Here is a 26,111-nt window from a genome sequence, read left to right on the forward strand (position 1 = left end):
TCAATGAGAGTTTTGCTATGACTACTCAATTATCTTCTCCTACTAATACAGCCAATCTATATGAACGAGATTATTATCTATGGCTGTCACACACTGCTCAACTAATCAAGGAAGGTAAATTTTCTGAGATAGATGCAGTGAGCCTAGTTGAAGAAATTGAAGATATGGGCAGAAGTGAGAAACGAGCAGTAAAAAGTAATTTAATTATCGTGCTGCTCCATCTGCTCAAGTATAAATATCAGCCAGCTAAACGAACTAATAGCTGGAAAGCAAGTATCAGAGAACATCGACGTAGATTAAGAGATGACTTGAAAGCCAGTCCTAGCTTAAAACGATACTTAGAAGATGTTTTTGATGAATGTTATCAAGATGGAAAAGAACAAGCTACCGATGAGACAGGATTGTCTCTAGATACTTTTCCCCTCAAATCTCCCTTTACTGCTGCCGAAACTCTCAATCCTGATTATCTACCTCCAGATTAACCATTAATAACAAAAAGCGATCGCTCTACTAGGGCGATCGCTTTTTTAATCGAATTTAGTGCTAGAAAATAAGTATTTATCTAATCAGCATAATAATCGTGTCTATAGGGATTTGATCCCCTATTTATTTCTTGTTTATCTTTGACGAAATCGCCGTCACTGTCATCATCCTCATTATTATCAACTCCGTCACCATCTACATCATTGGAAGTCCCACCTTGTTTTAATTCATAATCCGGTTGCCCGTCACCATTGTAATCACCGTTTTCTTCATTTCCATCGTTTATACCGTCATTGTCAGTATCAGGGTTAGTTGGATCGGGGTCTTTGGGATCGTTATCATTTAAACCATCGCCATCAGTATCCACATTAGTCGGACTAGTGCCTAAATTGAGTTCGGCATTATCATTAATTGTGTCACCGTCAGTGTCTGCCTTAGTTGGATCGGATTGATGAGTATTTACTTCATCGCCATCAGTTAAACCATCGTCGTCGCTGTCTGGATCATTCGGGTCTGTTGGAGGATTACCTGTAGAGGGATTTATCTCTTCAGCATCGTTTAAACCATCATTATCTGAATCAGCGTTGGCATCTTCTGGATTAGGATCTTCTCCATCTAGCAAGCCGTCGTCATCAAAGTCTGAATCATTCGGATCGGGATCTTGACCATCGATTAAGCCGTCATCATCATGGTCAGAATCTTGAGGATATTGATCGTTACCATCTAGTAAGCCATCGTCATCCATATCAGGATCGTTAGGATCGGGATCTTGACCATCAATTAAGCCATCGTAGTCTGCATCAGGAGTAACACCAAGTATTACATTTCCTCTAATATCTTGTTTAATTGCCGAAAAAGTATGGTTATCTGATTCAAAAGCTGCTCCACCTTCGGTTAAAGTCGCAACTACAATTTCATCGTACTCTAGGTCATTGAAAAATACGTTGACAAAGCTAAAAGGTTCATTTTCATGACCGCCACCACCACTATAAGCAGGATTTCCATAATAGGCTTGAGTATCTTCAACTCCAGAGCTTTGAATAAAATCTACCAAATCCTTGGTTTTAAAGACAGCTACCTCATTGCCATTATTTTTGAAAGTTATTTGATTGTAAGGATCGCCTGCCGACCACCAGAAACCAAAATACTTTTGATCTTGGTCAACCTTAATGTTGTAACTCCTGATAGTTTGCTTAAGTTCCTGAGTAATGAATTTAGAACCTTCTGCACCGCCCCATTCATTTGCATTTTGAATATCTAGGTCACTGCCATAAGAATAAGTAGTGCCACCATTAGTTTTGGTGAATCCTGCTGTACCAGTACTTTGATCGTTGAAATCAACTACATAATAATCACTAGTACTTGGTAATTGACTAGTTTGAATTGTAGGTGCTTCTATGGAAACAGTAATGCCATTAGCTTCAAGTCTATCAGCAACTCCATTACTATTATTGTCCAAAGTACCTTCTACACTATCCAGTTTGCCGTCATTATCGCTATCAAGATCGGCAAAATCTGGAATACCATCTTGATCTGTATCTAATGGATTATCAAGATTGCTTCCCGCTTCCGTGGGATCGTTAATGCCATCAGCATCTGTGTCACAATTTTTGTTCTTACTGGGTTTCAACTCAAAATCAAAATCGCCCTGGAGAATTATTTGAACAGCTTCGGCAACTTCAGATGTATTAAGATTAAGTTTGCCTAATTCTTTTTCTAAATATCCTCCTTTACCTGGATTACTGGGATCGAACTTTTCCAAGACAACTTCTTTTCCCGAATCCAGTGTGATTTTAATGGGCGCATTGTTTCCATGACCTTGGTTTTCACAAGGAGCAGCTATTGCTTTCTTTGTTTCTGATTGTGCAAACAGACTTCCTGCTATTAATATACCGATAAGAGTTTTGCTAGTAAGTCTTTTAAGATTAATAAGTTTAAGCATATTAATAATGTTTAATTGTCTAGAAATAAATGTAATTTGTGACTAGTTACTCGATTTTTTGGATATTTCTTGGAATTTATTTTCCAGTAAATCAACAATAACAGTGCCAAACAAATAACGTAAATTCCTGAAAATACCTAAATTTCAATAATAAGAATTGATGTAAAATCAGTAAGTTTTATTTATTTGTTATGAAGATAGTTCGCAATACAAATAAAAATAAAACTAAGGAGCAAGTATTAATACTAGCTTTTGCATTTAGAAATTGTACTCAGTAATAAAAAAGCGATCGCCTTACTAGGGCGATCGCTTTCTCAAATTCTATCGATTTAAAGTTTTTAGATATTGAGAAATTAGTCAGCAAAAGTGTCTGTAATACCTTGAACTGTTACTGTAACGTCAGCAGTATCAGTATTACCTACTTCATCGCTTACAGTGTAAGTGAATATTTCATCTTGACTATTGCCATCATTTAGAAGTTGTAAAACATTACTACTTGTTGGATCGTAATCTAATGTACCATCACTATTTAAAGTAACTGTGGCACCAGAAGTAAGTTCAAAAACCATTCCAGGACTTGCAGCTGAGCCATTAATTTCAGCAACTGACAATTCACTGGATTCAGAATCTACATCCGTATCGTTCGCCAGTACGTCAATACTTGTAATAGTATCTTCATCAGTAGTTACTGCATCATCTACTGCATCAGGATCGTCTGCCACTCCATTGATATTTAAGGTGGCTGTAGCACCATCTGTGTAACCAGAAGGATCGCTCACAACGTAAGTGAGTTCATCAGGTGCAGGCAACTGATCTCCTTCACTGAATGATTCAAACAACCCGTTTGGATCGTAAGTAACATCACCATTACTCGCAACAGTTAACAATGCACCTGAGGGCATTGTTATTTGTTGTCCAACAGTCTTTTCAGCTCCATTAACATAAAACTTAGTCACAGTTAGATTGTCACCATTAGGGTCGGTATCTTGTCCAGCGTTGGCATTATTGGGATCACCTGCAATTAAGTTATAAGTTGCAACTGTATTTTCATCAGTAGAAATAACGTCATCTTGAGCGTTTGGATCAAGGGCACCACTAATCTCTTGATAAATTTTAGCTTTTGCTGCTCTAGTAAAATCATCAAAACCAGCAGCAGTTTCGACAAAGCCTTTGGTACCACTTTTAACATTTTCAATGTAGAAGTCAGTTATATAAGTGGTATTAGTACCATTTTCAATTGGTAGACCATTAATGGTAATGCCAAGATTTTCTGCTGTATCTCTAGCATTTTTTACGCCTTGACAAACAAAGTCACTACTGGAACAATAACCGTCTTTAGAGGTATTTCCATTATGCTGAGAACCATTAGATCTTCCGTCTCCAGATACATCAATAACTAAAACATCTCCATCGTAATCATTATTGACAATTTCACTTGTGGCAGCAGTGATCGCACCAGTGACATTTGTACCGCTACCTACACTTCTATTTTCTCCATTCCATTGATAGATACTAGTGGTCGAACTACTGGGTCTGGCTAAATTATCAAGATAATTGGCAAAGTCTAACGACTCTTGCTCTGTTTTAATAACTCGCCAAGGCTGGGCAGGAGCAGGTCTTCTAGCCCAAAACTGAACTCCAACTGCAAGACCATTAGGTAGACTTTCGATAGTTGAGATTACTTCACTATCTCTAAAAGCAGCAGCATAACCATCCATCTGGAGATTATACTCATCTGAATTAACACTTCCAGAGATATCAATAGATAACATTAATTCTGCTGAGACATCTATTTGACTACCTGTAGCAACTGCTGTGTCAGTCTTAGCTGTCAGATAGCTCAACGCCATAAAAGTTAACAAACTACCAGTGGTAATTTTCTTAAGAGTATTAGTATGAAACATATATCTAATTTCTTGACTGTACTTGATTAATTTGAATTGTTTGTATACACAGCAATATTCAATAAGAAGAAAAATCGAGTGCGAGAGAATTGCCTGTAACTAACAACCTCGCACTTATCAGATTTATCTATTTAGAATTGCTATGTAAAATATTGGAAAATTTTTCTGAGATCTAAGTAAATATCTACTGGTAAAATTTAAGCAATATAAATACTACTTAACTTATTAGTTGCAAATGGAATTAATAGATTGACCATTTTCCACTTTTTCAGCAATTTGACTTAAAGCAATGATTTGTTCCATTGTGGGTTCTTCTAATTCAGCAATGTATGAACGAACCATTTCAGCCATTTCACTTTCATCAGTTATATTTTGATCTTCTACTTCCTGGCAAAATGAATTTACTAACTCATCTGGTGAATCTTGAGCTGATACTGCACCTTGAAAACCGAAAGCTAATAAGGCAAAAGAAAGACAAAATAACTTTTTCATGTTTACACCTGTATAAAATAAATACGATTGGTTGACTTAAACAAGTAATTTATAAATTACTTTTATATTTTTAGAAAGCAATAATTATTTTGCTTCTCTAATAAGTTAACAACCTAACAGGGATAACGTAATCGACAAAATCACTGCTTTTTAGTTTAGATTTAGTATGAAGCAAAGAGTCGAAATATATTGATTTCATATAATATTTCATAACTTTATCGACGAGAAAAGAATATTACATAGAAACACGTAAGTGATTGAATAAAATCTTATTCCACAAATAGATAATTGATTTTATAGCGATTAAAATAGTAGCTTTTCAGATGCTTTTTAATTATTTGGCTTTTGATTATTCAATCTATTTAGGCTATGAACTATGAGATGAGAAAACTAAAAAATCTTTGAAGTGAAGGTTTCGTAGTTTACTTACAGTAAAATATGTGCTGTTTTAATGTACTGAGGTGCATATTATTGATAGCTTCTAGAATCGTTGAATGTAAAATCTAATAAATTAAATATTATGGTGCGTTCTCAAAAAAGCTCGAAAAAGTCTCTTAGGAATGGATTTGGAATGCCTATAAACTAAATCCAGTTCTTAACTTCTGACTACCACAAATCAAATTAGTATGCTCAAGAGCAAGTTTATTGAATATATTTTGTACCCATTGAACTCCAATGTCGAAACTAATCAATTACAATCTATGAATATTTGGACTGGCTTTCTAGATAAATATACGTAAAATAGTGAAAGTCAAACTTCTATAGTAAAGACAGGAGATTGCAAGTTGAAAAAAATAGAAGCTATTATCAGACCTTTTAAATTAGATGAAGTCAAAATCGCTTTAGTAAACGCTGGAGTTGTAGGTATGACCGTCTCTGAGGTGCGGGGTTTTGGTCGCCAAAAGGGACAGACAGAGCGTTATCGAGGTTCAGAGTATACCGTAGAGTTTCTGCAAAAGCTCAAAATTGAAATCGTGATTGAAAACGATCAGGTAGATATGGTGGTAGATAAAATTATTGCTGCTGCACGTACTGGAGAAATTGGTGACGGTAAGATTTTTGTTTATCCAGTGGATCAAGTGGTGCGGATTCGTACTGGAGAGAAAAACCTAGAAGCAGTTTAGTTAGATCCTCTTTGCTTCGTTGGCAATTGACTGTAGTCCCCTAAAGTAAGCTAGCCTGGTGGCTTTTGCATATTTTCTCCCCAGAATTAGCAACACTAAATCTAGCCCCCCTAGTCCCCCAAACTTGGGGGGAACAAGATCTCAAAGTCCCCCAGAATTGGGGGATTTAGGGGGCAAAAATCTCAAAAACGAAACACAAGAGACTTATGTGTACACGGTAGCCGCAGAATTGGTAGGGGTTAGGGGGGCAAAAAAGCAGCACTTTCAATTTGACTTCCAAAATAGTTAGAAATCGCAAGATGGTAAATAGTTAGAATCGAGAACTTGCTGCATCGTAAAAGGACAATCTGTCGGCAGATTTGTTATTCCTGTTTCTTTAATCGCATCTCTTCTACCTCGACTATAGCCTTTTGCTATTATTTCTGAATCGTCTAACATTTTTTTTAGACTGGGCATATCTTCTATATAGTCACAGATGTTATCTCGTTCGCGATCAATAGTGTTTGTCCAGCTTTTACTGCGTTTTTCTGGCTGATATTGCCATTTAAGTAGATGCTGATAGATTAATCTGAGACTAGATATTATTTTATTGCGTTCACTTCTGCCCAAGGTTTCTAATTCTTCGATTAAATTTTCTATGTCTAGTTGACTAAAGTTTTTAGTTTTTAATAATTGTGTGGTTTCTTTCAGCCATAAATAATAATCGCGATTATATAGTTGGCTAAGATTTTGTATTTTGGCAGTCATGACATTAACGTTGTCTTCACTTCACTTAATTACTAACCGCTTGCTTCATATATTTCCCCCAAAGGCTTGCTGCATGATAACTACTGCCATTGGTGGGGGAATTGTCATCATTGCCTAGCCAAACGCCAGTCACCAAGTCTTTTTTGGGAACATAGCCAATAAACCAGAGATCTACATTGTTATCTGTAGTACCAGTTTTGCCTGCTTCCCCTTCGTCGATATAGGCAGCTTTTCCAGTCCCCTTTTCGACTGCTTCTTGCAACATATCAGTAAGCTTATCAGTAACGTCTTGGGAAATTACATCGCGGTATGTTTCTGTATCATCTTCAAAAACATAGATCTCACGGCAGCTATCGCGCTCGCTAGAGTCTTGACAGTCACTTCCATCTAAAATGCGGTTAATGGCATGGGGTTTGTTCCAGATTCCGTCATTAGCAATAGTGGCATAGGCACCAGTCATCTCTAAAACATTAGTTTCGCTTTGCCCAATCACTAATCCAGGAGCTTCAATGAGAGAGGATGTCACACCTAGGCGTTTAGCTACATCTATAACTCTTTTTAAGCCAACATCTTGAGCAACTCTCAGGGCAGTAACATTTTCTGACTGAGCTACCCCACGATACATATCAATATCCCCATTGCTACGCTCACATCCACGATATTGTTGTCCTTTCCAAAATAAGGGAGTGCAGGAATATTCTTTGTCGGGATCTATTTCCTGTTCCAGAGCTGCGGCATAGGCAAAGATTTTAAAAGTTGAGCCTGGTTGTCTTTTTGCCTGTACTACTCGATTAAATTGACTTTGTTCATAGTTAAGTCCGCCAACCAGAGCCAGAATATTGCCATTTCTACTATCTAGGGTAACTACTGCCCCCTGTGAAAAACCCAGGCGATCGCCATCATTATTAATTGAGTAATCTAAAGCTAATTCAGCTTGTTTTTGTAGTTGGGTATTTAAAGCAGTTTCAATAATAAAGTTGCCTTCTTGAGCAACATCTGAACCTAATAGTGTTTGAAGTTCATCTAAGACATAACTATAAAAATAGGGCGCAACAGTACTCGAAAAAGTTTCACGAGCTTTGGGACTAACTTCAATACGCGACCTCCTGGCTCGATCTGCTTCTGATTCACTGACCATACCCATTTTGACCATGCGATCGATAATACGGTTGCGCAAGCCAACGGCAGTATCATAATCTTTAACAGGATTGTATAGATTAGGGGCGGGTAAAATAGCTACTAAGGTAGCAGCCTCGGAAAGATTTAGCTCCGAAGCGGACTTTTCAAAATAGAATTGAGCTGCATCTTCAAAGCCATAACTACCAATACCAAGATATACACGATTAAGATAAGTTTTGAGAATAAAATCTTTACTATAAAATGTCTCCAATTTCAACGCCACCATCATTTCCCGAATTTTTCGTCCCGCAGTATTTTGTCTGCCGACTTCGGGAAAGAGGCTACGGGCTAATTGTTGGGTAAGGGTACTGGCTCCCTGACGTAATTCAGCTGAAGAAAGATTAATTACCATTGCTCTAGTGACTCCTATGGGATCGACCCCAAAATGCCAATAGAAACGACTATCTTCGGAAGCAATTACCGCTTGAGGTAAGTAGGGAGAAAAATCAGACAGTTTTTTTAGTTCTCGGTGAGTATTGTTTTGAGCAGTAGGGTTGATCGGGGTTTCGCCATCTTGGGCATAGACTACTATCGGCAGAGTTGATTCTTTTGGTATGGGATACACAGGTACTTTGACCCATTCAATACTCAACAACAGCAACAGTAACCCTAACATACCTCCCATACTGTAGAGAGAATAACGAAGAATATATAACCAAAATGGAGGAGGGTTATAATATTTGACCGTAACACCAGCCGCTAGCTCTGGTGGTCCAAGAGTAAAGCTTTCACCGTGAAATAGAGAGAAGGTTTTGAAACGTTTTTTACCTCGATAGATACCGTTAGTCGATTTTTCGTCTTGGACAACAAAAGAACGGGTCTTTTTGCGGTTTCTCTTGAGAGTTAGGTGAGTTTGGCTGACTACTGGATTGCGAATGTTAATATCACAACGAGAACTTCTACCTAAAGTATAGCGATCGCCCACTAAGGGATAGATTTGTTCTTTGCCCTTAGCTTCTTTAATTCTTAATTCTGGGGTTGGTTTACCTGATTTAAAATTAGCAGCATTAAAGTTAACTTTCCCTTGGATTTTTTGTACTGCTTGGGTAACAACTTTGCTCATGGGCGATTTAGATCTCTTACCATTAGAAGGAGGTTTAGTAGCCATTAGGTTGTCATCTCACAAAAAGAACGCCACAATATTTTGATGTCAATATTTCCAATTGTAAGAAATAGTTACACTAATTGATAAAAAGACTGAAGTGTTAAGGCAGAAGATGACACCTAGCACTACTCTAAATCCATTAAGAAAAGAACATTAAGCAAGAATTTCGATTATGATCAATTGTCCATCGTTGAATCAGAGCCAAATTGACGAGAAATTTTATTAATCAACCAAGTAGCAAATGCTCCTAGAAAAAGAATTCCGATCGCTGGATTGAAAACTGGTTGCCACAACCGATACCACAGCTCAAAACCCAGAGGAATATTGAGATAACGTCCGATAACAGCGATCGCAAACCAGATAAAGCCAAAGAGAACTAAGAATACGTCGGCAATCAGGATGCGGTTGATCCAAGTTACAATTTGTTCTTTCATAGTTTGTTTTGACGCGTTATAGGGTTACAACTGGCTTTAATAGGGACTGTTTCCAAGTTTCTAAATCGGACAAAGAGCGATCGCGATATTGACCGTATCTTTCTCGCTTATTTTTGACTCTGGTAGGTAATTGAGGAATAATACCAAAATTCGGGGGCATGGGTTGGAAATGTTTCGGGGAAGCAGAACTAATAAATCCAAATAGCGCGCCCATCATCGTTGTTTCAGGCATAGTTACCGGTTCTTGCCCCAATAATAAACGCGCCGCATTTGTCCCTGCTAACCAACCTCCGGCTGCTGCTGCTGTATAGCCTTCCGTTCCCACCAGTTGACCCGCAGCTAAAACAGTATTTTTGCTGGTAAATTGTAAACTGGGTTCTAATAATTGCGGAGAATTAATAAAGGTATTGCGGTGCATGACTCCCATACGGACGAATTCAGCATTTTCTAGTCCAGGAATAAGACGAAAAATCCGTTTTTGTTCCCCCCATTTGAGATTGGTTTGAAAACCGACCATGTTCCAGAGTTGTCCTGCTTTATCCTCTTGACGCAATTGCACTACAGCGTAAGGTCGTTTCCCCTTATTTTCTGGCACCCGAAAATCTCCCAAACGAGAATCGAATAAACCTACAGGCTTGAGGGGTCCATAGCGCATTGTATCTTCTCCCCGTTGTGCTAATTCTTCAATGGGTAAACAACCTTCAAAAAACTTAGCATTTTCCCGTTCAAAATCTTTGAGTTCTGCTTGTTCGGCATTACATAGCTCTTGTTGAAACTGAAGATACTGCTCTTGATTCATGGGGCAATTGAGATAAGCTGCCTCTCCCTTATCGTAACGAGATGCCAAAAAAGCAATATCTCGATCTATTGATTCGCCAACGATAATCGGACTAGCAGCATCAAAAAAGCTCATATACTCCATTCCCGTGAACTTTTGTAGGTCTGAAGCTAGTTGAGGACTAGTTAAAGGACCTGTAGTTAAAACCACAACTTGATCCTGCGGTATTGCAGTGATTTCTGCTCGTTTTAATTCGATCAGGGGATGATTAGCTAAAGTACTAGTTAAGTGACTGCTGAAAACAGCTCTGTCAACAGCCAAAGCGCCTCCTGCTGGCACTGACTGTTCATCTGCTGTGGAAATGACTATAGAGCCAAGACGGCGAAGTTCTTCATGAAGTAAACCCGCTGCGCGATCGCTATTTTGGGCACCAAAAGAATTGCTACAGACTAATTCTGCTAATTCTTCTGTATGATGAGCGGGAGAAGTTTTTACAGGACGCATCTCGTATAAGATTACCGCAATCCCTGCTTGAGCAATTTGCCAGGCAGCTTCAGTCCCTGCCAAACCACCACCAATTACAATTATTTTGTCTTGGATCATACTATCTCTAAGCCGATTGCTAGTTAACTAATGATACGAATAGGATTTAGTATAAAAAATTTTTTTGGGCAAAAAATACAAAAAAGTAATAATATCCACAAATTTACTGACGACGAAATTAGTCGCTTGATTTAGTGTAGAGTCGCGTTGATTTTGTTGCTGAGATGTAACACCCTAAATATCATTATAGGACTACAGCTTAGGCAATATATCTGAAAGTGAAGTCGTAAATTATCCCGTGTATTAGCCAGCCACTGATACACGGTTTTTTTAGTTTCCAGGTTCAAGTTTTGATTGTTTTGGCTAACATTCAGCAGCTATATTCTGGTGTTTATGCCACTTTTAAATAAGTATGATGTATCATACGCATTTTTGATTAACTATTGTTGAGCTTTAGTAAGTTTAGCTACAAAATATTGTGTTTTTCGATGCCATCCTAGAGTAAAACAAGCAGAAAATACAGATGAAAAGTTTGGCATCACTTTTACTTCCCTCAATTTTAGGATTTGTAGCAGGAATTGGACATGGTATTACTTCTCATCATCAAGATCTTCCTTTCTCTCTATCCGAGCAAGTTATAGAGTCAGTTAGAGGAGACAGATCGAACTCTTTCAATTAGAGGCAAATACTACTCTAGTGTAAGGCGATGCACACAGTTTGAACCGTTAATCAAGTTTTGTGAAAAGTAGCCATTGTTACAGTTATTTCTGAAATAATAGCAATAGAAATAATTAGAACTGTTGAGGCTTTAAAAATGCGGTTACAAACATCTAGCGAAAATACTTCCAGCTTAGATAGAGCTATTGGTTTTTCTTTAGCGGCCTTCTCTATGTTTGTGGTTGGTTACACTGTCACTCGTACTTATATGAGTCAGCCTCAAAGTCAAAATGTAGCTCCTGGAAGCCCTGATTTTGTCATTCCTCACCAAGCTACACTGTGGAGTGATTTAGGAGGTTAGTTAACAACATTAGTTAACAATAAAAGAATTATGAGAAGTATTAGGGCGATCGCAACAGAAAAAAGCGATCGCCCTTATTGTTAGCATTAATTTTTAATTATTTTCTTAATTATTTCCATTTTTAATTACTGTAGTGACTTGTTTTTTTCCGTTACTGGTAACTACGATGTTGTTGTCTCTCAAAGTACCAACTGCTTTTTCCCCTGTTAACCTAACCTCTGGCTCAACTTGCTCATAAACCACATCACCTTGAGCTTCAATTTCTTCTGAGTCTATTTTCCAGGTTAATTGACGAGCATATAATTCTGAAGGTTTTTGTTGATTTATTCCTCGTACTCCATTGTTTAACTTAGCTATTCGCTGCTGTAAGTTAATTTCTCCTCCATTTCCAGTAAGACTGATTTGACGCTCGCGATCTAAGATTTGAATTGGCTGTTCGGTTTTTCCTAGGCGCTGTTGATAATTCCAGGTTAAAGATTCGGTAGCAATTTGTAGTTTTGGCTGAAGAGAAATTAATTCAATATTTTTATTGAGTATGGCTGTTTGAGCTGCTAAATTAACTTGAGCATAATCGGCTACTAATTTCTCGGTTATGGTTTCATTTTGGTCATAGCCAACTATTTGAATTGCACCAGGGCTTGAGATCTTATCTTGAGGAATCTCCCAAGCCAAATGCTCGCTTTTTAACTGTAATCCCGGTTGATGACTCGTTGCAATCACATCTCCCTTTATTTCTAAACTTTCACGATCGGTAAAATAACGTCCTTCAGCAGCACTTAAAACTAAATTTGGATGAATGCCTTGTAATTTTTGTTTAATTAGTAGTAGATTTTCTTGGGGTCGCCATTCCACCTCGTCAGTTTTGACCACACTTTCATTGCGGGGGTCACTAGCAACTATTTGGTCTTTGAGGAAGATTAGATTACCGTTGTCTTGGACTTCTCCCTTATTGGCACTAATCTGAAAAATTAGTTTTCCATCTTGTAACAAGTTGCCCAGTACTTGATTTAAGGTAGCGGTTTTTTGATCCTCGCTATATTCAATACTATCAGCTTTAATTTTCCAGACTGTATTTTCTGAACTGTTAGATTGCTCCAAAATAGCGTTATTTAACACTAGCTGGGTATCCAGTCGCTCTATGTTAACGGAAGATGATTCTTGTTTATTAGGCGGAGATGACTGACAACTATGTATAGCAATAATACTAGCTGTTAATATTCCCAGAGATAAATGGCGACCTAAGCCTCCTAAGCTCATGTTTAAATTCTGATGTAAAGAAATTAGGCATCTTCAAGCGTGATAATTACTTGATTCTGTCTAACACTGCTTATTATTACTTAAGTATAAGCGATTATTTTTACCTATCAATGCTCATCCATGATACCGAATCCAGTAAAAGTTCGATAGGGATCGCTGTGTTTTATAGTCTTTTGAATATCTTCTTTGATTTGATCGAGATCAATATAGCGATCGGCTACATTAATTAGACTATCACTAGTCATTGAGCGCAGGCTCACAACTTCTACTCGTGCTCCTCGATAACTAACCGCATCTACTGCATAAGCTAAATCTCCATCACCACTGACAAGGACGGCAGTATCATAAGCACCAACTAAAGCCATCATATCAACAGCGATTTCTACATCTAAATTGGCTTTTTTTGAGCCATCAGGTAACTGTACTAAGTCTTTGGCAATAACGCGATAACCATTACGGCGCATCCAGAGTAAAAAACCTTGCTGTTTTTCGTTAGTACGGTCTACTCCAGTATAGAAAAAGGATCTCAGTAGTCTTGAACCTCCAGTAAGGCGATATAAAAGTTTACTGTAATCAATTTCAATACCTAGTTGCAACGCGGCATAAAATAAATTTGAACCGTCGATAAAAATAGCTACGCGTCCCCTATTTTCTAGAATTTGTTCTGGTGTAAAAATAGGGTCGCTTCCGAAATTATCCAACATTGTGTAAAGCCTCATTTCTTATGAAAAAAATTTTTCTATGTGGGTGGATTAGCCCATAATTACTGACTACTAAGGTAGTCAAACCAATTTTTCTAGTTATAAAGGCGACGACAAAGCTTATTAAATTTTGATCGTCAGGACAGCTAATCATTTAGCTTAAGATTTAGATACTTCTGTTCAACTGTTATAAAAACGTTTTAACTTTAACTTGTTTTGTACTTTAATTTAGTAGTTTTATACCAATAAAAAACCCTATTATGCTAAATTAATTGCCATAATTTAATCTTCTGACGGTAATTCCAGCTTAGAAAATATAGGACTGGCTTTGCCCAAAGTCTTATTGGTTGATAGTTTGCCCCAAGATGAGTGAATCGGAAAGTTCTCTTTCGCTTGTGCTTGCTGATGGCTATTAAAATCCCAATCAAATCCTAATTGCTGATATATTTTACTGCTGATGTTTGGAATAATGGGGGATAGCAAATAAGCCGACAAACGGACAGACTCTAAGACAGCGTATAAGATTTGCTCGACTTCAGTTTGTTTTTCCTGTTTAAATAAACTCCAGGGTGCACTGTCATCAATATATTTATTGCTGGCACGCACTAAAGTTAAAATTTCTTGACAAGCTTGACTAAATTGAAGATTTTTATATGCTTGGATAACGCGATCGCCCAAGTCCATACCAATACTTTTCAGTGGATGGTCTGAACTATAGTCGGTGCTGGTTAATTGCGGTCCGTTTCCTTGGCAATATTTGGTCAACATTCCCAAAGTTCGATTAAGCAAATTACCCAGATCGTTAGCTAGATCGGCATTAAGCACATTAATAAAACGAGTTTCATTAAAATCGCCGTCTTTACCCAATTCGATCTCTTTAAGAAAGTAATAGCGTACAGCGTCTGAACCATATCTATCGACTAAATCAAAGGGGTCAATGGTATTTCCCAAAGTTTTACCCATTTTGAGTCCATCTTTGGTTAAAAAACCATGACCAAACACTCTTTTTGGTAAAGGCAAACCAGCAGAAGCTAACATAGCTGGCCAGTAAACCGCATGAAATCTTAATATATCTTTACCGATTAAATGTAAATTAATTGGCCACCACTGAGATAAAGCATTATCTAAACTAGGTTCTTGACCTGGCTCAAGTAATGCTGTGATATACCCTAAAAGAGCATCAAACCAGACATAGATAGTATGTTCCTCATCTACAGGGATTGGGAACCCCCAATCTAAATTGACACGAGAAATTGAAAAATCCTTTAAACCTTGTTTAATAAAATTGAGGACTTCATTGCGTCGACTAACTGGTTGAATAAAATCTGGTTGAGATTCACACAGTTCTTCCAGTTGTTGCTGATATTTGGAAAGGCGAAAGAAATAATTTTGTTCATCACGCCATTCTGCCTGTTTATTGGTGTGAATAGCACAGTGATGATCTTCAATTAACTCCCGATCTTCTTTAAACTCTTCGCAAGAGACGCAGTACCAGCCCTGCTGACGATCAAGATAGATATCCCCTTGTTTCCAAACACGCTCAAAAAACTCGTTAACAATGGTCTGATGTTCTGACGCAGTGGTACGGCTAAAGCGATCATATTGGATATTGAGCTGTTCCCAGAGGGATTTAAAACTCTCAACAATGCGATCGCAATGAACTTGAGGTTCTAAACCCTGTTCAGTTGCAGTGCGCTGAATTTTTTGTCCATGTTCATCTGTCCCGGTAATAAATAAGACAGATTTACCCTGCAAACGCTGAAATCTAGCTACGGCATCTGCCACAATAGTGGTGTAAGCACTACCGATGTGAGGCACACCGTTGACGTAATAAAGGGGGGTAGTTAAAGCAAATTTATGGTTATCAGTAGAATTATTCATTTAAATTAGCGGACAATTGCTCAAACTAATAAGGTATAGATTTCATAACCTAATCTAGTTCGATGGCAATAATCAATAAATCGAAGCATAATGCGCCACAATCTATTTTTCTTAATAGCCCTAAAACCAGTCTTTTTAGTCAGAGATTACTCCCCCGTACAGCGACGGAGCCTTCTTACGAAGTTTGCTTATGCCTGCGGTATCCCTTTGGGACAACGGGGACAAAGGCCAGCCTTATGGCCGCATCTTACCCCAGCAACCCTAGACAAAGGCGTATAGTTCGCCGCATGTACTCGCATCGCATCGCGTAACTTCGCGCTGCTCTGACCGTTGGTTAAGTTGGAGAAATTTAATTAAAATAGCAAGATTTGAGAACTCCTCATATTAGTATCAATTACAACAACGGTTTAAATTAACTTTAAGAGAAATACTTAATAAATTTTCGATTTCGTTAATAAAGTTTGGTTAGAAAGACCTAATTTAGTCATGATTGATATATTTCAGCTTCAATATAGCGTCCGTCAATCGAAAAAGATTAAACTTTTGTTAATTGTTAAATATTGCTTCATACTAAAAATAGTTTTTATCGAGCAGTCTAAATAGGGTATTCCTCATATTCGCAGAATAAAGTAAAAAAATTAGTTTCATGTTATCTTTTACACCACGTTTAGTAGCTCATTCTTTAATATCGGCAGCTAATCTTAATTTAACCTTGTCTTATGCTGATCGCATTCCTCAAGATCTTCCTACTATTGTTGTGAGCAATCATCGTAGTTTTTTGGATGCGCCGATTTTAATTCAAGCTTTTCCCTATTCTTTGCGTATTGCCTGTCATCATTACATGGGGCAAACTCCCCTAGTCAGGGAGCTTGTTAACTCTCTAGGGTGTTTTCCATTAGCCCAAACGAGTCAAAGGCAGCGACAATTTTTAAGCCAAGCCAGTAATCTATTGACTTCTCGCCAATGGGTCGGTTTATTTCCTGAAGGAACTAAACCCATGATTGAACCTACTGCTCCCCATGAGATTAGTGAATTCCAACGTGGTTTTGCTCATTTAGCATGGAAAACTCCAGTACCTAGTTTGGCAGTGTTACCAGTAGCGATCGCCTCCTTATCTGAGACTACCTTACCAACTATCCCGATCCACTGGCTCAAAAAATTTGACCAAGAAGAACCATTTTTTCAACGTCAGGGTTTTCATCCTATGTTGATCTATCATCGCGTCCAAGTCTTGATCGGTCGCCCTTACTTAATTGATGTCAATAAAAAACAACAGTATAAAGGAAAACAAGCTAAAAAGTTGGCAACAGATTTAACTCAGTATTGCCAGAATCAAATTACAGAATTATTACAAGAAGGCTGTTTCTAAAGAAGCGATAAAATGACTATCTTCGGCATTTTATGAACATGAGCTATCAGCTATCAGCTTGACATCTAAATTGTTTTTTTTATGACATGCTCCAGTTCTGCTCATGAAAAATCAAGCTGTGACCTCTAAAATGACCAACTAAGGTTTCCGATTAGCTGCTAATTAACAACTGCTTGGTAAGCTCTTGGCATTGAATTAAACAAAATATTAAAAAAAAATGATTGAACTCTATCTTTAAGGGTAAAACGTACAACAATAGATATTATTAAGTAATATTAAGTTTTAAATCTTATATTTCACATAATCCATGAACTCCGAATTTAGTGTAAGTTTTATTCCTCCTGAGAAAGTCAATCGCGATTTACCTTTGTTTGTTTATTTACCTGGTATGGATGGTACAGGTAAACTATTTCAAAAACAGGCAGATAAACTAGCTACTTGTTTTGATTTACGTTGTCTTGCAATTCGTATTGATAACTATAGTAATTGGCAAGATTTAGCTGGAGACACCGTCAAATTAATCAAATCGGAATTAACCACTAAGACTAATCAAGAAGTATATTTATGTGGCGAATCATTTGGTGGTTGCTTAGCACTAAAAACAGCTTTAGCTGAATCATCTTTGATTGAAAGACTAATTTTAGTTAATCCTGCCTATGCTTCTAATCGACTACCAATTTTGGGTCTGGGAGCGAATATTACCCCTTGGCTGCCAAACTGGTTACATCGCTATTCTGCTGCTGGGCTGTTGCCTTTCCTGGCTAAATTAAACCGAATTAATGATGGCGATCGCCACAAGCTTCTAGAAAGTATGAAAGCACTGCCTCCCCAAGTGGTTAGCTGGCGTTTATCTCTCCTCACAGATTTTAAAGTTGCTGATGAAGAATTACGCAGTTTACATATTCACTGCCTCATTATTGCTGGTGCATCAGATAGCTTGTTGCCTTCAGTAGATGAGGGCAAAAAATTGGTTAATATTTTACCGAACGCACAAATAACAGTGCTACCCCAAAGTGGTCATGCCTGTCTTTTAGAAACTGAAGTTAACCTCTATCAAATCCTAGTAGAACAAAATTTTATTCCTGCTAGATATGCTGTTTGCTGAAATATTCTTCTGGACTAAATAAATTAAGGACAAAAAACTCAATGCTCAAATATTAAAAACGCCTAATGTGAATTAAAAAAATTTCATATAGCATTAATATTTATCGGCTACTAGCCATCAGCTATCAGCTTTTTAGATCATAATCTTAAGTTCAGAGGGCAAACTCCATAACTCATTCAAGTTTGTGCGAGATAACAGCTAAATTTACAAATGCGAAGAAGAGTGCCATATATATCGCTCGAAGAGGCTAAGAGCTGATGGCTGATAGTTAAAAACCGTTTAATCTGAAGAAGCTATTTTATATCAAGCGTTAAAGAGTAACTTTGGCTTCCAACGTCTTCAGATATTCTGTATTAACTCTGGATTCTCTAGTTAAGGCTATTTTGCCGGTACGAGCTATTTCACGAATACCAAATTTATTTAACATCTGAATAATCGCTACAATTTTACCTGGATCGCCCACAACTTCTATGGTTAAAGCTTCTTCCGAAAGATCGACAATCCGAGCACGGAAAATTTGAGTGATTTGAATTACTTCTGCTCGATTAGCAGCATTAGCATTAACCTTAATCAACATCAGTTCTCTCTCTACACAAGGTTGGTGGCTAATATCCTGTACTTTGAGGACGCTAATTAATTTATAGAGTTGTTTAATTAACTGCTCAATCACCTGTTCATCTCCAGGCACAACCATAGTAATACGCGAGATCCCCATTTGTTCGGCAGAACCTACTGCCAGACTTTCAATATTAAAACCTCGACGGGCAAATAATCCGGCAATGCGCGTTAAAACTCCTGCTTCGTCCTCTACTAAGACAGAAATAGTGTGCTTCATCATAGCTGAAAGATTGGTGGTATTTAATAGAGTTAGTCTCCTATCATAAAATGAAATTGACTGGAGCAAGAAATTGACTGGAACCAGTGAAAGCGATCGCCATTAAAAGCTTTAAAAATCAATCCTAAATTCTAAACCTCGTTCTTGGAAACCAAGGTTCTTGTATAGTTGATGAACCTTAGGACGAGATTTTCTACTAGTTGCAATTAGTTTATAACAACCTTGTTCTTGAGCTGCTGCCATGACCTGATTAATTAATCTTGTTCCCATACCCTTACCTCTACTTTGTTCAGAAACATAAACATCTTCGAGTAAGCCAAAAGGCTCTTGATGCAGATCGTTGTGCATCACGTACAGATAAGCCCTAGCTATTTCTACTTCGTCTTCAAAGATAGAAAATTTAATTCCTTTGGCAGCAACAACTTTGGTTTGAATGTTCATCTGGTAATTATTGTGGTTAGACCAAAATTAAAAATTTTCACGCTCGTAGCGATCGCTATCGACTTAGATTGACGAAGCATATCATCAGGATTGCTATATTAGTCGCCAACATAGTAATAAATATAAAGATTGGCGATTATCCTCAAAATGAGCTATACAAATGCCTATTTAAGAGGCTGCAAATAGTTATTTCCACTTTATAATGCATAAAATCTCAAGTATTAGCAAAATAAACTACTATTTAGCCTTACTTTTGCTATTTCCTTTATTCAAGCTTTGTCATCAAATATTCAATAAAATTTATCCTGAAATTGATTCACAAATTCAGTTAACCATACAAGAAAAAAGAATCCTCATACTTGATATTTTTTTCAAAATTACTTATCAAATTGGTGGTGCTTATATTACAGGGTCTATCGTCTTGATGGCACTAATAATGTTGCTCTACAAACGCTACTGGGCAGAAGCCAAAGCACTAGTCGTTGCTACTTTAGGTATTATCATCCTGATAGATGAAATTCTCAAACCATTTTTTGATCGTCGTCGTCCTCCAAAACCAAGATTGGTAGACGATTTAAGTTGGGATAGTTTTCCCAGTGGTCATGCAGCTGGGAGCTTGGTTTTTTACTTTTATTTATCTTTTGTACTTGCTGCTCAGTATCCTCAATCAGCTAAATATATCTATGCTGTAGCTACTATCTTAATCTTGATAATTGGTTTTGGTAGTATATACGTTAATGCTCACTGGGCGACCGACATTCTAGCAGGTTATCTATTTGGCTATATTTGGTTGCTAGTTAGTTTGACTTTTTTAAAATTCTTGAGTCGTAAGAAAACATAGTTTTGCTGCATAATAAACTATATTAAGTTTGTTTACATTGCTGGGAAGTTAAAACAAAATGGGGATTGAGCAACAGGAATACCGTCAACGTCAGCAAGAATTAATGTCCAAGATAGGTGATGGTACAGCAATTTTTCGGAGCGCGCCCATGGCAACTATGCACAACGATGTTGAGTATACTTACCGTCAAGATAGTAGCTTTTATTATTTGACGGGTTTTAACGAACCTGAAGCGGTCGCGGTATTTGCTCCCCATCACGAAGAACATCAATATGTATTATTTGTACAGCCCAAAGATCCTGAAAAAGAAACTTGGACGGGCTATCGTTGTGGTGTAGAAGCAGCCAAAGAAATATATGGTGCAGACGAAGCTTATCCCATTGAAGAGTTAAACGAAAAGCTGCCCCAGTATCTAACAAATGCCGATCGCATTTACTATCATTTGGGTCATGATGAGAAATTTAATAATCTAGTAATTTCTCATTGGCAACAATTGATGCAGGGATATCAAAAACGCGGTAGAGTCCCTTTGGCAATTGAAGATACTCGCCCCTTAATCTTCCCGATGCGATTAGTTAAAAGCCCTGGTGAAATAGCAATGATGCGTCAGGCGACTAAGATATCGGCAATGGCACATAATCGAGCCCGCGAATTTGCTCAACCAGGACTATATGAATACCAGGTACAAGCAGAAATTGAACATATTTTCCGAAAAGAGGGGGCGATTGGAATTGCCTACCCTTCAATTGTGGCCTCAGGTGAAAATGCTTGCATTCTTCATTACATTGAAAACAATCGTCAGTTGCAAGACAACGAATTACTATTAATAGATGCTGGTTGTTCCTACGGTTACTACAATGGCGATATTACTCGTACTTTTCCTGTCGGTGGCAAGTTTACCCCTGAGCAAAAAGCTATATATGAAATTGTCTTAGAGGCTCAGTTAAAAGCGATCGCCGAAGTACAAGCAGGAAAACCTTATAATGAGTTTCACGATATGGCGGTCTGTGTCATTGTTCAAGGTTTATTAGACTTGGGACTACTCACAGGGGACTTAGAAGAAATTATCAAAGAAGAAAAATATAAGCCGTTTTATATGCACCGTACAGGACATTGGTTAGGGCTAGATGTCCATGATGTCGGTGTTTATAAACACAATGAAGAAACTTGGCAAAATCTACAACCAGGACATATAGTCACAGTAGAACCAGGAATCTATATTTCTCCCCATATCAAACCCGCTGAAGGACAGCCAGAAATTCCTGATAATTGGAAAGGCATTGGTATTCGTATTGAGGATGATGTACTAGTAACAAGCGATGGACATGACATTCTCACCTCCGACGTGCCTAAATCCATTGAAGAAATGGAGAGAGGTTAAAAATTGACAATCGATGTTCCTAAACAGTCAAACGTGAGTTCGGAGTTCGGAGTTCGGAGTTCAGAGTTCGGAATTATGATTATTTCATCTCAGGCGTATCGAGTTATTTTAAAGTGAAAATTGTTGAATTAACGAAGGAAATTGTTCAGGGTAAAGGATATGTTGTGTTACCCAACTTGTTGAGTCTTCAAGAAGCAACAGAAGCGAGAAACTTGATCCTAGAACTTGCTCAACAGGAAAAACAAGAAGGTAAATTGATTGTTCAGGGAGCAAAAGAAAGACTATATGGTTTGATTTACAAAGGGGAATTTTTTACCAAATTAGTGCAAGACAAACTAATACTCTCAGTTATTGAAGCCATTTTAGGTGAAGATATCATCTTAGGAGGGTTTTCAGCCCATATTCTTCATCCAGGGGCGCAAAGAATGGGTGTTCATGTAGATTATCCTTATTGGGCAATGTCTTCTCCTTTTCCCACATATCCAATTTTAGAAATTCAGGTTATTTGGATGATGGAAGATTTTACTGCCGATAATGGTTCGCCTTTATTTGCGGCGGGAACACAAACTTTAGCTACTAAACCCGATCTCAAACAGTTTGAAAATACGGCGGAAAAAATTACTGGAACAGCGGGAACAGCAATCATTTCTCACGGACTGTGTTGGCACGATACTTCCGAAAATTCCAGCGATCGCCCTAGAGTATCTCTATTAGGGAATTATACTCCTCAATACATTCACCCTCTTGAAAATAATTTATTTGACTTTAAAGAAGAAACAATTGCCAACTCAAGTCCTCAGTTAAGAAAACTCCTAAGACATACCTGGATGTCCAGAAACAAACCTATATATGGTATGAAGTTTAATATGAGCGATAAGTGAACTTTTGCGATGACAGAAATTCAGCTTAATCAATTCAAGCAAGCCATAGCTGCGGTATACGATCACCGTAAAGACTCCTATGATCTAGGCGGAAAAGAAAATTGGCACTATAAGTTAGCCTGTAGTCTGGTAGAGTGCGCAGATCTAAAAAGCGGTCAAAAGATTTTAGATTTAGCGACAGGTACGGGAATGGTAGCTATAGAAGCTGCTAAACAAGTAGGAATAACAGGTCAGGTGATGGGACTGGATATCTCTTCTGGTTTGCTTTCCGTCGCTCAACAGAAAATTGATGCAGCCGGATTAAATGACATTATCCAACTCAAGCTTGCAGATGTCGAAAAACTAGACTTGGCTGAAAATAGCTATGACTATATATTGTGTTGTTCTGCACTTCCTTTATTTACCGATGTTCCTGCTGATTTGCGTCTATGGCATAGTTTTCTCGTACCAGGAGGTAAATTAGGTTTATGTGTTTTTGCTGAAACTGCTTTCGTTTTTGGAGTTGTATTGCAAACAGTAGCTAGACGCTATGGAATTGAAATAATTATGAGTGATTTAACTGGAACTGAAGCAAAATGCCATTCCCTACTTCAAACAGCAGGATTTAAAAATATCCAGATTACAACTGAACAATACGGTAGTTACATAACCTTAGAATCATCAGCCAGTAGAGCTTGGGATACTAGCCTACAGCATCCTCATTGTTATCCTTTATTACAGTTAAGCCCTCAGGAATTGGAACAGGCTAAAGCTGAATACATAACTGAATTAGAATCTTTAGTGACTGATCGAGGCATTTGGAATGATATTACAACCTATTTTGTAATTGGTGAAAAATAGGGATTAATGAATTGGTGTTCTAGCTAAAGTCTAGGAGTTTGAATAATTTGCCGTTGTCTCAAATCATCTTGACGTTGCTGTCTTTCCTGCTGTTGCCGTTGTCTCAAATCATTCTGGCGTTGCTGACTTTCCTGCTGTTGCTGTCTGGCTCTTTCCAGATTCTGTTCTTGGTTTCGTTGCCATTGTTGATATTGATCAATTCTTAGATCTTGATCTTGGCGTCGTTGTTGACGAATTTGTTCTTGTTGTCTCTTCCAGTCTTCCTGGCGATCTTTTTGCTCTGTTGATTGACGTAATATCGCTTCGTTTAGCTTATTTCGATTGATCTGGCTATTTTGCAAAGTGTTTCCTACAACAGAACTTGTCAACACACTGGTTAACAATACCGTGCAAGTTAATCCTGATTTCAAAAGCCAATTTAACCAATTACTCATAGGTTTTGCTCCTGGTGTTGCGAAAATTATTTCACTGTCAAACTTAGGGCGCTTCATCTTTTGGAGGTAAGAATGCTGTTGAAGGGGTTTAGAGCCAAATCACAATATGAACTTGGTATTTAAAAGCGATCGCGCGAAGCGCACTGGCAGAGCCAATCACTAGTATGATTTAGTCGCACATTAAGCAAGTCAAGAAGCTAATTTGTCACTGAAAGTTTTGGATAGCAGGAAAATTTCTGTCTGTCTTTCTTCTTCAATTATGACAATTATGTCGATTGTAAGTAATTTTGCGGAATAAAAATAAATTTTCTATAAACTGCAAATGCCGAAAATAATTATAACTATTGCTTAAAAGCACTATGATTTCAAGAACTGAGTAGATTTAACAAAGACTTAAAATTTTAACTAGCATTGATGGCGAGCCAAAACTTCAATGATATTATCAGTGTAATCTTGTAAAAGAAACTACTGAATACTATCTTTTTTTGAGTTGATTTTGATATGCTCTTCGATCAATCAGGGAGAATTACTCAAGTGTTATCTGCGATCGCGCGAAGCGCACTGGCAGAGCCAATCGCCAAATATAATAGGTTGATTGCACTATATATTTGTTTAGCAGGAATTGTAATTTTACAGAGTCAAGAGTATAAAAAGTCAGCACAATCGATTAATCGTGCTAATTATCTGATTCAGGAAGAAGAACAAGCGAGACTAATTAATTGGCAACAGCAAAGTTCAAACCACGGCTTTAGTAACTTGATGGCTGATTGGTCGTACCTAAACTTTGTTCAGTATTTTGGTGATAAAAAAGCGAGAGAGACTATAGGCTACAAATTAGTTCCCGATTACTTTAAAGCTATCAGTAAGATCGATCCTCACTTTACCCAGGCACATTTGAGGCTTTCCATTGCCAACACTATGTATGCAGGTCATCCAGAACAAACTGTTGGCTTAATGGAGCAAGTTTTAAAGTCAGTAAATCCCGAGCAAGAGGAAGCTTCGTTACTTTGGACTTCTAAAGGATTAGATGAATTACTATTTTTAGGGGATAAAGATGCGGCGATTAACTCTTATAAAATGGCGGCTAAGTGGGCTACTTTAACCGAAAGCGATCGGGAATATCCCACTGACAAAGACGATTGGCAAACCCACCGCGCAAAGCACGAACGCCGACATAGTTTAACTATTAAAGATCTAGAACAAGCTTTAGAGTCTACTAGCGAAGTAGATCTTAAACTGACTCAAATCAGAGCCTGGTCTAGTGTTTTAGTTCATATTAAAGATAACCAGAGAAAGAGAGAAATACTCGATAAAATTAATGATTTAAAGTCTGAAATAATGATTTTAAACCAAGAAAAACAAAAATCAGCAGTAATGACACATTAAGCTTTTGTCTATTTAGCCCCCAGAGAAATTTTAATTACGTCGCACTCCCGCCGTGATTAATTCAATTTCACTGAGATAGTGGTTTCCCAAACCTCGGCTCCATTCGGAGGCGGGTTTATTCGTCTCTCAATCAGTTATTAAATGTGAATTAGCTTAGCTGAAAGCCTTTTAAAGAGAGAAACTCAATTTAATCTATTTTTCTAAAAGCCAATTTTTACCTAGTATTACTGTTACTTGTGTAGATTTTTAAAAATTATAATTTGTACTTTTGATATCATTATATTCTTTGAGTTTATTTATTAAGCTCAATTTTATTCATAACTAATACTCAATCTATCAATTGAGTATTTTTACTTATTATTAAAAAAACATGCCTAAATATTATTTTGTTCCTAAATTGTCACTTTTGTTCTTTTATACTCATAGAAATGATAAGTAAAGAGATAAAAAACTATGAGCTCTAACGAAAACCTAACAAGAATAAACATGGTTGACAAGCAAGTTAAATTACATCAGCTTTCAATGAAAGGTCGCAAAGCTTATACACAAAGAACTAGAAAATTCAACCGACTAAGACTTGTTACTAAGGAACACAATATTATCCAAGAAGAAAGAAAAGCAGCTTAATGTTCTTTAACTTAAACATTTGAGTTCTAAGACATTTTACCATGCTAGTTTCATTATCCTGACTGTCTGACACATCTCTAATAATAACGAAGCAATTCTTGTTTTCAAGGTTGCCAATACACCTGAGGTGCATAGGTTTGATAAGATTTGATAATTCTAAAATTAGCTTTGAATCTAAAAATATCAAACCTAAAAAATGATTGTTTGAGTTATATGTGTCAGTCAGTCAGGTCATCATCGTGATGAGAGCTTAATATTAAACAAAAGTAGCAGAAAATTACCAAAGATATAAATTTAAGTTTTTTAAAAAATCAATCTTATTTTCTGTTGTTGGAAAATAACTTAAAAACTTTTTGAATTAAACCAAAATGTGATTCAAAAAA

At 37.3% G+C, this 26,111-nt stretch carries 26 protein-coding genes; 13 read left to right on the top strand and 13 right to left on the bottom strand.

The annotated features are described in order from the left end of the window. Positions 1 to 17: 17 nt before the first annotated feature. Complete coding sequence (locus tag PLEUR7319_RS0127500; protein WP_019508448.1) at positions 18 to 482, top strand: DUF29 domain-containing protein; 465 nt, start codon at positions 18 to 20, stop codon at positions 480 to 482. A gap of 80 nt (positions 483 to 562) precedes the next feature. On the opposite strand, the gene PLEUR7319_RS38615 is transcribed toward PLEUR7319_RS0127500, so the two are convergent. The 3 genes from PLEUR7319_RS38615 to PLEUR7319_RS0127515 all read right to left on the bottom strand — a co-directional run bounded on the left by PLEUR7319_RS38615 (position 563) and on the right by PLEUR7319_RS0127515 (position 4,821). Next, on the bottom strand, positions 563 to 2,425 hold the full coding sequence (locus PLEUR7319_RS38615; RefSeq protein WP_019508449.1) for a hypothetical protein: 1,863 nt from the start codon (positions 2,423 to 2,425) through the stop codon (positions 563 to 565). A gap of 353 nt (positions 2,426 to 2,778) precedes the next feature. Beyond that, a complete protein-coding gene (locus tag PLEUR7319_RS0127510; protein ID WP_019508450.1) occupies positions 2,779 to 4,329 on the bottom strand; it encodes a DUF1194 domain-containing protein in 1,551 nt (516 codons plus the stop codon). 225 nt (positions 4,330 to 4,554) lie between these two features. Continuing rightward, positions 4,555 to 4,821 (bottom strand): hypothetical protein, encoded by a 267-nt coding sequence (locus PLEUR7319_RS0127515; protein ID WP_019508451.1) that lies wholly within the window; start codon positions 4,819 to 4,821, stop codon positions 4,555 to 4,557. 785 nt (positions 4,822 to 5,606) lie between these two features. Here PLEUR7319_RS0127515 and PLEUR7319_RS0127520 point away from each other — a divergent pair. Continuing rightward, complete coding sequence (locus tag PLEUR7319_RS0127520) at positions 5,607 to 5,945, top strand: P-II family nitrogen regulator (protein ID WP_019508452.1); 339 nt, start codon at positions 5,607 to 5,609, stop codon at positions 5,943 to 5,945. Between the two features lie 58 nt (positions 5,946 to 6,003). Then, positions 6,004 to 6,234, top strand: coding sequence for a hypothetical protein (locus PLEUR7319_RS0127525; protein WP_019508453.1), 231 nt, complete (start codon positions 6,004 to 6,006; stop codon positions 6,232 to 6,234). On the opposite strand, the gene PLEUR7319_RS0127530 is transcribed toward PLEUR7319_RS0127525, so the two are convergent. From PLEUR7319_RS0127530 to trmFO, 4 genes are all read right to left on the bottom strand, one after another. Beyond that, positions 6,231 to 6,692 carry a DUF29 domain-containing protein gene (locus PLEUR7319_RS0127530; RefSeq protein WP_019508454.1) on the bottom strand — a complete coding sequence of 154 codons (462 nt, stop codon included), beginning with the start codon at positions 6,690 to 6,692 and terminating at the stop codon, positions 6,231 to 6,233. The two genes, PLEUR7319_RS0127525 and PLEUR7319_RS0127530, sit on opposite strands and share 4 nt — an antisense overlap. A gap of 25 nt (positions 6,693 to 6,717) precedes the next feature. After that, positions 6,718 to 8,979, bottom strand: coding sequence for a transglycosylase domain-containing protein (locus tag PLEUR7319_RS0127535; protein ID WP_026102822.1), 2,262 nt, complete (start codon positions 8,977 to 8,979; stop codon positions 6,718 to 6,720). Positions 8,980 to 9,152: 173 nt separating this feature from the next. Next, positions 9,153 to 9,410, bottom strand: coding sequence for a hypothetical protein (locus PLEUR7319_RS0127540; protein ID WP_019508456.1), 258 nt, complete (start codon positions 9,408 to 9,410; stop codon positions 9,153 to 9,155). Between the two features lie 16 nt (positions 9,411 to 9,426). After that, positions 9,427 to 10,791 carry an FADH(2)-oxidizing methylenetetrahydrofolate--tRNA-(uracil(54)-C(5))-methyltransferase TrmFO gene (gene trmFO / locus PLEUR7319_RS0127545; protein WP_019508457.1) on the bottom strand — a complete coding sequence of 455 codons (1,365 nt, stop codon included), beginning with the start codon at positions 10,789 to 10,791 and terminating at the stop codon, positions 9,427 to 9,429. 463 nt (positions 10,792 to 11,254) lie between these two features. Here trmFO and PLEUR7319_RS41720 point away from each other — a divergent pair, with 463 nt between their 5' ends. Then, positions 11,255 to 11,410 (top strand): hypothetical protein, encoded by a 156-nt coding sequence (locus PLEUR7319_RS41720; protein ID WP_019508458.1) that lies wholly within the window; start codon positions 11,255 to 11,257, stop codon positions 11,408 to 11,410. A 135-nt stretch (positions 11,411 to 11,545) separates the two neighbouring features. Next, positions 11,546 to 11,749 (top strand): hypothetical protein, encoded by a 204-nt coding sequence (locus PLEUR7319_RS0127555; protein WP_019508459.1) that lies wholly within the window; start codon positions 11,546 to 11,548, stop codon positions 11,747 to 11,749. A gap of 105 nt (positions 11,750 to 11,854) precedes the next feature. Here PLEUR7319_RS0127555 and lptC read toward each other — a convergent pair whose 3' ends face one another. From lptC to metG, 3 genes are all read right to left on the bottom strand, one after another. Further along, positions 11,855 to 13,006, bottom strand: a complete 1,152-nt coding sequence (gene lptC / locus PLEUR7319_RS0127560) for an LPS export ABC transporter periplasmic protein LptC (RefSeq protein ID WP_019508460.1) — start codon at positions 13,004 to 13,006, stop codon at positions 11,855 to 11,857. A gap of 107 nt (positions 13,007 to 13,113) precedes the next feature. After that, positions 13,114 to 13,710 (bottom strand): NYN domain-containing protein, encoded by a 597-nt coding sequence (locus tag PLEUR7319_RS0127565; protein ID WP_019508461.1) that lies wholly within the window; start codon positions 13,708 to 13,710, stop codon positions 13,114 to 13,116. Positions 13,711 to 13,989: 279 nt separating this feature from the next. Further along, a complete protein-coding gene (metG, locus tag PLEUR7319_RS0127570; RefSeq protein WP_019508462.1) occupies positions 13,990 to 15,588 on the bottom strand; it encodes a methionine--tRNA ligase in 1,599 nt (532 codons plus the stop codon). 646 nt (positions 15,589 to 16,234) lie between these two features. Between metG and PLEUR7319_RS0127575 the strand changes: the two genes are divergently transcribed. Beyond that, on the top strand, positions 16,235 to 16,957 hold the full coding sequence (locus PLEUR7319_RS0127575; RefSeq protein ID WP_019508463.1) for a 1-acyl-sn-glycerol-3-phosphate acyltransferase: 723 nt from the start codon (positions 16,235 to 16,237) through the stop codon (positions 16,955 to 16,957). A 307-nt stretch (positions 16,958 to 17,264) separates the two neighbouring features. Further along, entirely contained in the window at positions 17,265 to 18,062 is a 798-nt protein-coding gene (locus PLEUR7319_RS0127580; RefSeq protein ID WP_019508464.1) for an alpha/beta fold hydrolase, read from the top strand. A gap of 310 nt (positions 18,063 to 18,372) precedes the next feature. On the opposite strand, the gene ilvN is transcribed toward PLEUR7319_RS0127580, so the two are convergent. Both ilvN and PLEUR7319_RS0127590 read right to left on the bottom strand, forming a co-directional pair. Further along, on the bottom strand, positions 18,373 to 18,897 hold the full coding sequence (ilvN, locus tag PLEUR7319_RS0127585; RefSeq protein WP_019508465.1) for an acetolactate synthase small subunit: 525 nt from the start codon (positions 18,895 to 18,897) through the stop codon (positions 18,373 to 18,375). 111 nt (positions 18,898 to 19,008) lie between these two features. Then, positions 19,009 to 19,338 (bottom strand): N-acetyltransferase, encoded by a 330-nt coding sequence (locus PLEUR7319_RS0127590; RefSeq protein WP_019508466.1) that lies wholly within the window; start codon positions 19,336 to 19,338, stop codon positions 19,009 to 19,011. Between the two features lie 202 nt (positions 19,339 to 19,540). Between PLEUR7319_RS0127590 and PLEUR7319_RS0127595 the strand changes: the two genes are divergently transcribed. The 4 genes from PLEUR7319_RS0127595 (at position 19,541) to PLEUR7319_RS0127610 (ending at position 23,281) form a co-directional block, all read left to right on the top strand. Further along, a complete protein-coding gene (locus tag PLEUR7319_RS0127595; protein WP_019508467.1) occupies positions 19,541 to 20,179 on the top strand; it encodes a phosphatase PAP2 family protein in 639 nt (212 codons plus the stop codon). A gap of 58 nt (positions 20,180 to 20,237) precedes the next feature. Continuing rightward, entirely contained in the window at positions 20,238 to 21,560 is a 1,323-nt protein-coding gene (locus PLEUR7319_RS0127600) for an aminopeptidase P N-terminal domain-containing protein (RefSeq protein ID WP_019508468.1), read from the top strand. Between the two features lie 113 nt (positions 21,561 to 21,673). After that, the gene (locus tag PLEUR7319_RS0127605; protein WP_019508469.1) at positions 21,674 to 22,441 is read left to right on the top strand and encodes a phytanoyl-CoA dioxygenase family protein; all 768 of its coding nucleotides are present in this window, start codon (positions 21,674 to 21,676) and stop codon (positions 22,439 to 22,441) included. A gap of 9 nt (positions 22,442 to 22,450) precedes the next feature. Then, positions 22,451 to 23,281 carry a class I SAM-dependent methyltransferase gene (locus tag PLEUR7319_RS0127610; protein ID WP_019508470.1) on the top strand — a complete coding sequence of 277 codons (831 nt, stop codon included), beginning with the start codon at positions 22,451 to 22,453 and terminating at the stop codon, positions 23,279 to 23,281. A 23-nt stretch (positions 23,282 to 23,304) separates the two neighbouring features. On the opposite strand, the gene PLEUR7319_RS36910 is transcribed toward PLEUR7319_RS0127610, so the two are convergent. After that, complete coding sequence (locus PLEUR7319_RS36910) at positions 23,305 to 23,715, bottom strand: hypothetical protein (RefSeq protein ID WP_019508471.1); 411 nt, start codon at positions 23,713 to 23,715, stop codon at positions 23,305 to 23,307. 501 nt (positions 23,716 to 24,216) lie between these two features. Here PLEUR7319_RS36910 and PLEUR7319_RS38620 point away from each other — a divergent pair. Next, entirely contained in the window at positions 24,217 to 25,101 is an 885-nt protein-coding gene (locus tag PLEUR7319_RS38620) for a hypothetical protein (RefSeq protein ID WP_019508472.1), read from the top strand. A 453-nt stretch (positions 25,102 to 25,554) separates the two neighbouring features. Continuing rightward, positions 25,555 to 25,728, top strand: coding sequence for a hypothetical protein (locus PLEUR7319_RS41490; protein ID WP_019508473.1), 174 nt, complete (start codon positions 25,555 to 25,557; stop codon positions 25,726 to 25,728). The last annotated feature ends 383 nt before the right edge of the window (positions 25,729 to 26,111 follow it).

The organism is Pleurocapsa sp. PCC 7319, assembly GCF_000332195.1.
GTDB lineage: Bacteria > Cyanobacteriota > Cyanobacteriia > Cyanobacteriales > Xenococcaceae > Waterburya.

Excerpts from the sequence above, each read along its gene's own strand:
- PLEUR7319_RS0127500 (WP_019508448.1), top strand. The coding sequence starts at position 18 with ATGACTACTCAATTATCTTCTCCTACTAATACAGCCAATCTATATGAA.
- PLEUR7319_RS38615 (WP_019508449.1), bottom strand. The coding sequence starts at position 2,425 with ATGCTTAAACTTATTAATCTTAAAAGACTTACTAGCAAAACTCTTATC.
- PLEUR7319_RS0127510 (WP_019508450.1), bottom strand. The coding sequence starts at position 4,329 with ATGTTTCATACTAATACTCTTAAGAAAATTACCACTGGTAGTTTGTTA.
- PLEUR7319_RS0127515 (WP_019508451.1), bottom strand. The coding sequence starts at position 4,821 with ATGAAAAAGTTATTTTGTCTTTCTTTTGCCTTATTAGCTTTCGGTTTT.
- PLEUR7319_RS0127530 (WP_019508454.1), bottom strand. The coding sequence starts at position 6,692 with ATGACTGCCAAAATACAAAATCTTAGCCAACTATATAATCGCGATTAT.
- PLEUR7319_RS0127535 (WP_026102822.1), bottom strand. The coding sequence starts at position 8,979 with ATGGCTACTAAACCTCCTTCTAATGGTAAGAGATCTAAATCGCCCATG.
- PLEUR7319_RS0127540 (WP_019508456.1), bottom strand. The coding sequence starts at position 9,410 with ATGAAAGAACAAATTGTAACTTGGATCAACCGCATCCTGATTGCCGAC.
- trmFO (WP_019508457.1), bottom strand. The coding sequence starts at position 10,791 with ATGATCCAAGACAAAATAATTGTAATTGGTGGTGGTTTGGCAGGGACT.
- PLEUR7319_RS41720 (WP_019508458.1), top strand. The coding sequence starts at position 11,255 with ATGAAAAGTTTGGCATCACTTTTACTTCCCTCAATTTTAGGATTTGTA.
- PLEUR7319_RS0127555 (WP_019508459.1), top strand. The coding sequence starts at position 11,546 with ATGCGGTTACAAACATCTAGCGAAAATACTTCCAGCTTAGATAGAGCT.
- lptC (WP_019508460.1), bottom strand. The coding sequence starts at position 13,006 with ATGAGCTTAGGAGGCTTAGGTCGCCATTTATCTCTGGGAATATTAACA.
- PLEUR7319_RS0127565 (WP_019508461.1), bottom strand. The coding sequence starts at position 13,710 with ATGTTGGATAATTTCGGAAGCGACCCTATTTTTACACCAGAACAAATT.
- metG (WP_019508462.1), bottom strand. The coding sequence starts at position 15,588 with ATGAATAATTCTACTGATAACCATAAATTTGCTTTAACTACCCCCCTT.
- PLEUR7319_RS0127575 (WP_019508463.1), top strand. The coding sequence starts at position 16,235 with ATGTTATCTTTTACACCACGTTTAGTAGCTCATTCTTTAATATCGGCA.
- PLEUR7319_RS0127580 (WP_019508464.1), top strand. The coding sequence starts at position 17,265 with ATGAACTCCGAATTTAGTGTAAGTTTTATTCCTCCTGAGAAAGTCAAT.
- ilvN (WP_019508465.1), bottom strand. The coding sequence starts at position 18,897 with ATGAAGCACACTATTTCTGTCTTAGTAGAGGACGAAGCAGGAGTTTTA.
- PLEUR7319_RS0127590 (WP_019508466.1), bottom strand. The coding sequence starts at position 19,338 with ATGAACATTCAAACCAAAGTTGTTGCTGCCAAAGGAATTAAATTTTCT.
- PLEUR7319_RS0127595 (WP_019508467.1), top strand. The coding sequence starts at position 19,541 with ATGCATAAAATCTCAAGTATTAGCAAAATAAACTACTATTTAGCCTTA.
- PLEUR7319_RS0127600 (WP_019508468.1), top strand. The coding sequence starts at position 20,238 with ATGGGGATTGAGCAACAGGAATACCGTCAACGTCAGCAAGAATTAATG.
- PLEUR7319_RS0127610 (WP_019508470.1), top strand. The coding sequence starts at position 22,451 with ATGACAGAAATTCAGCTTAATCAATTCAAGCAAGCCATAGCTGCGGTA.
- PLEUR7319_RS36910 (WP_019508471.1), bottom strand. The coding sequence starts at position 23,715 with ATGAGTAATTGGTTAAATTGGCTTTTGAAATCAGGATTAACTTGCACG.
- PLEUR7319_RS38620 (WP_019508472.1), top strand. The coding sequence starts at position 24,217 with ATGCTCTTCGATCAATCAGGGAGAATTACTCAAGTGTTATCTGCGATC.
- PLEUR7319_RS41490 (WP_019508473.1), top strand. The coding sequence starts at position 25,555 with ATGAGCTCTAACGAAAACCTAACAAGAATAAACATGGTTGACAAGCAA.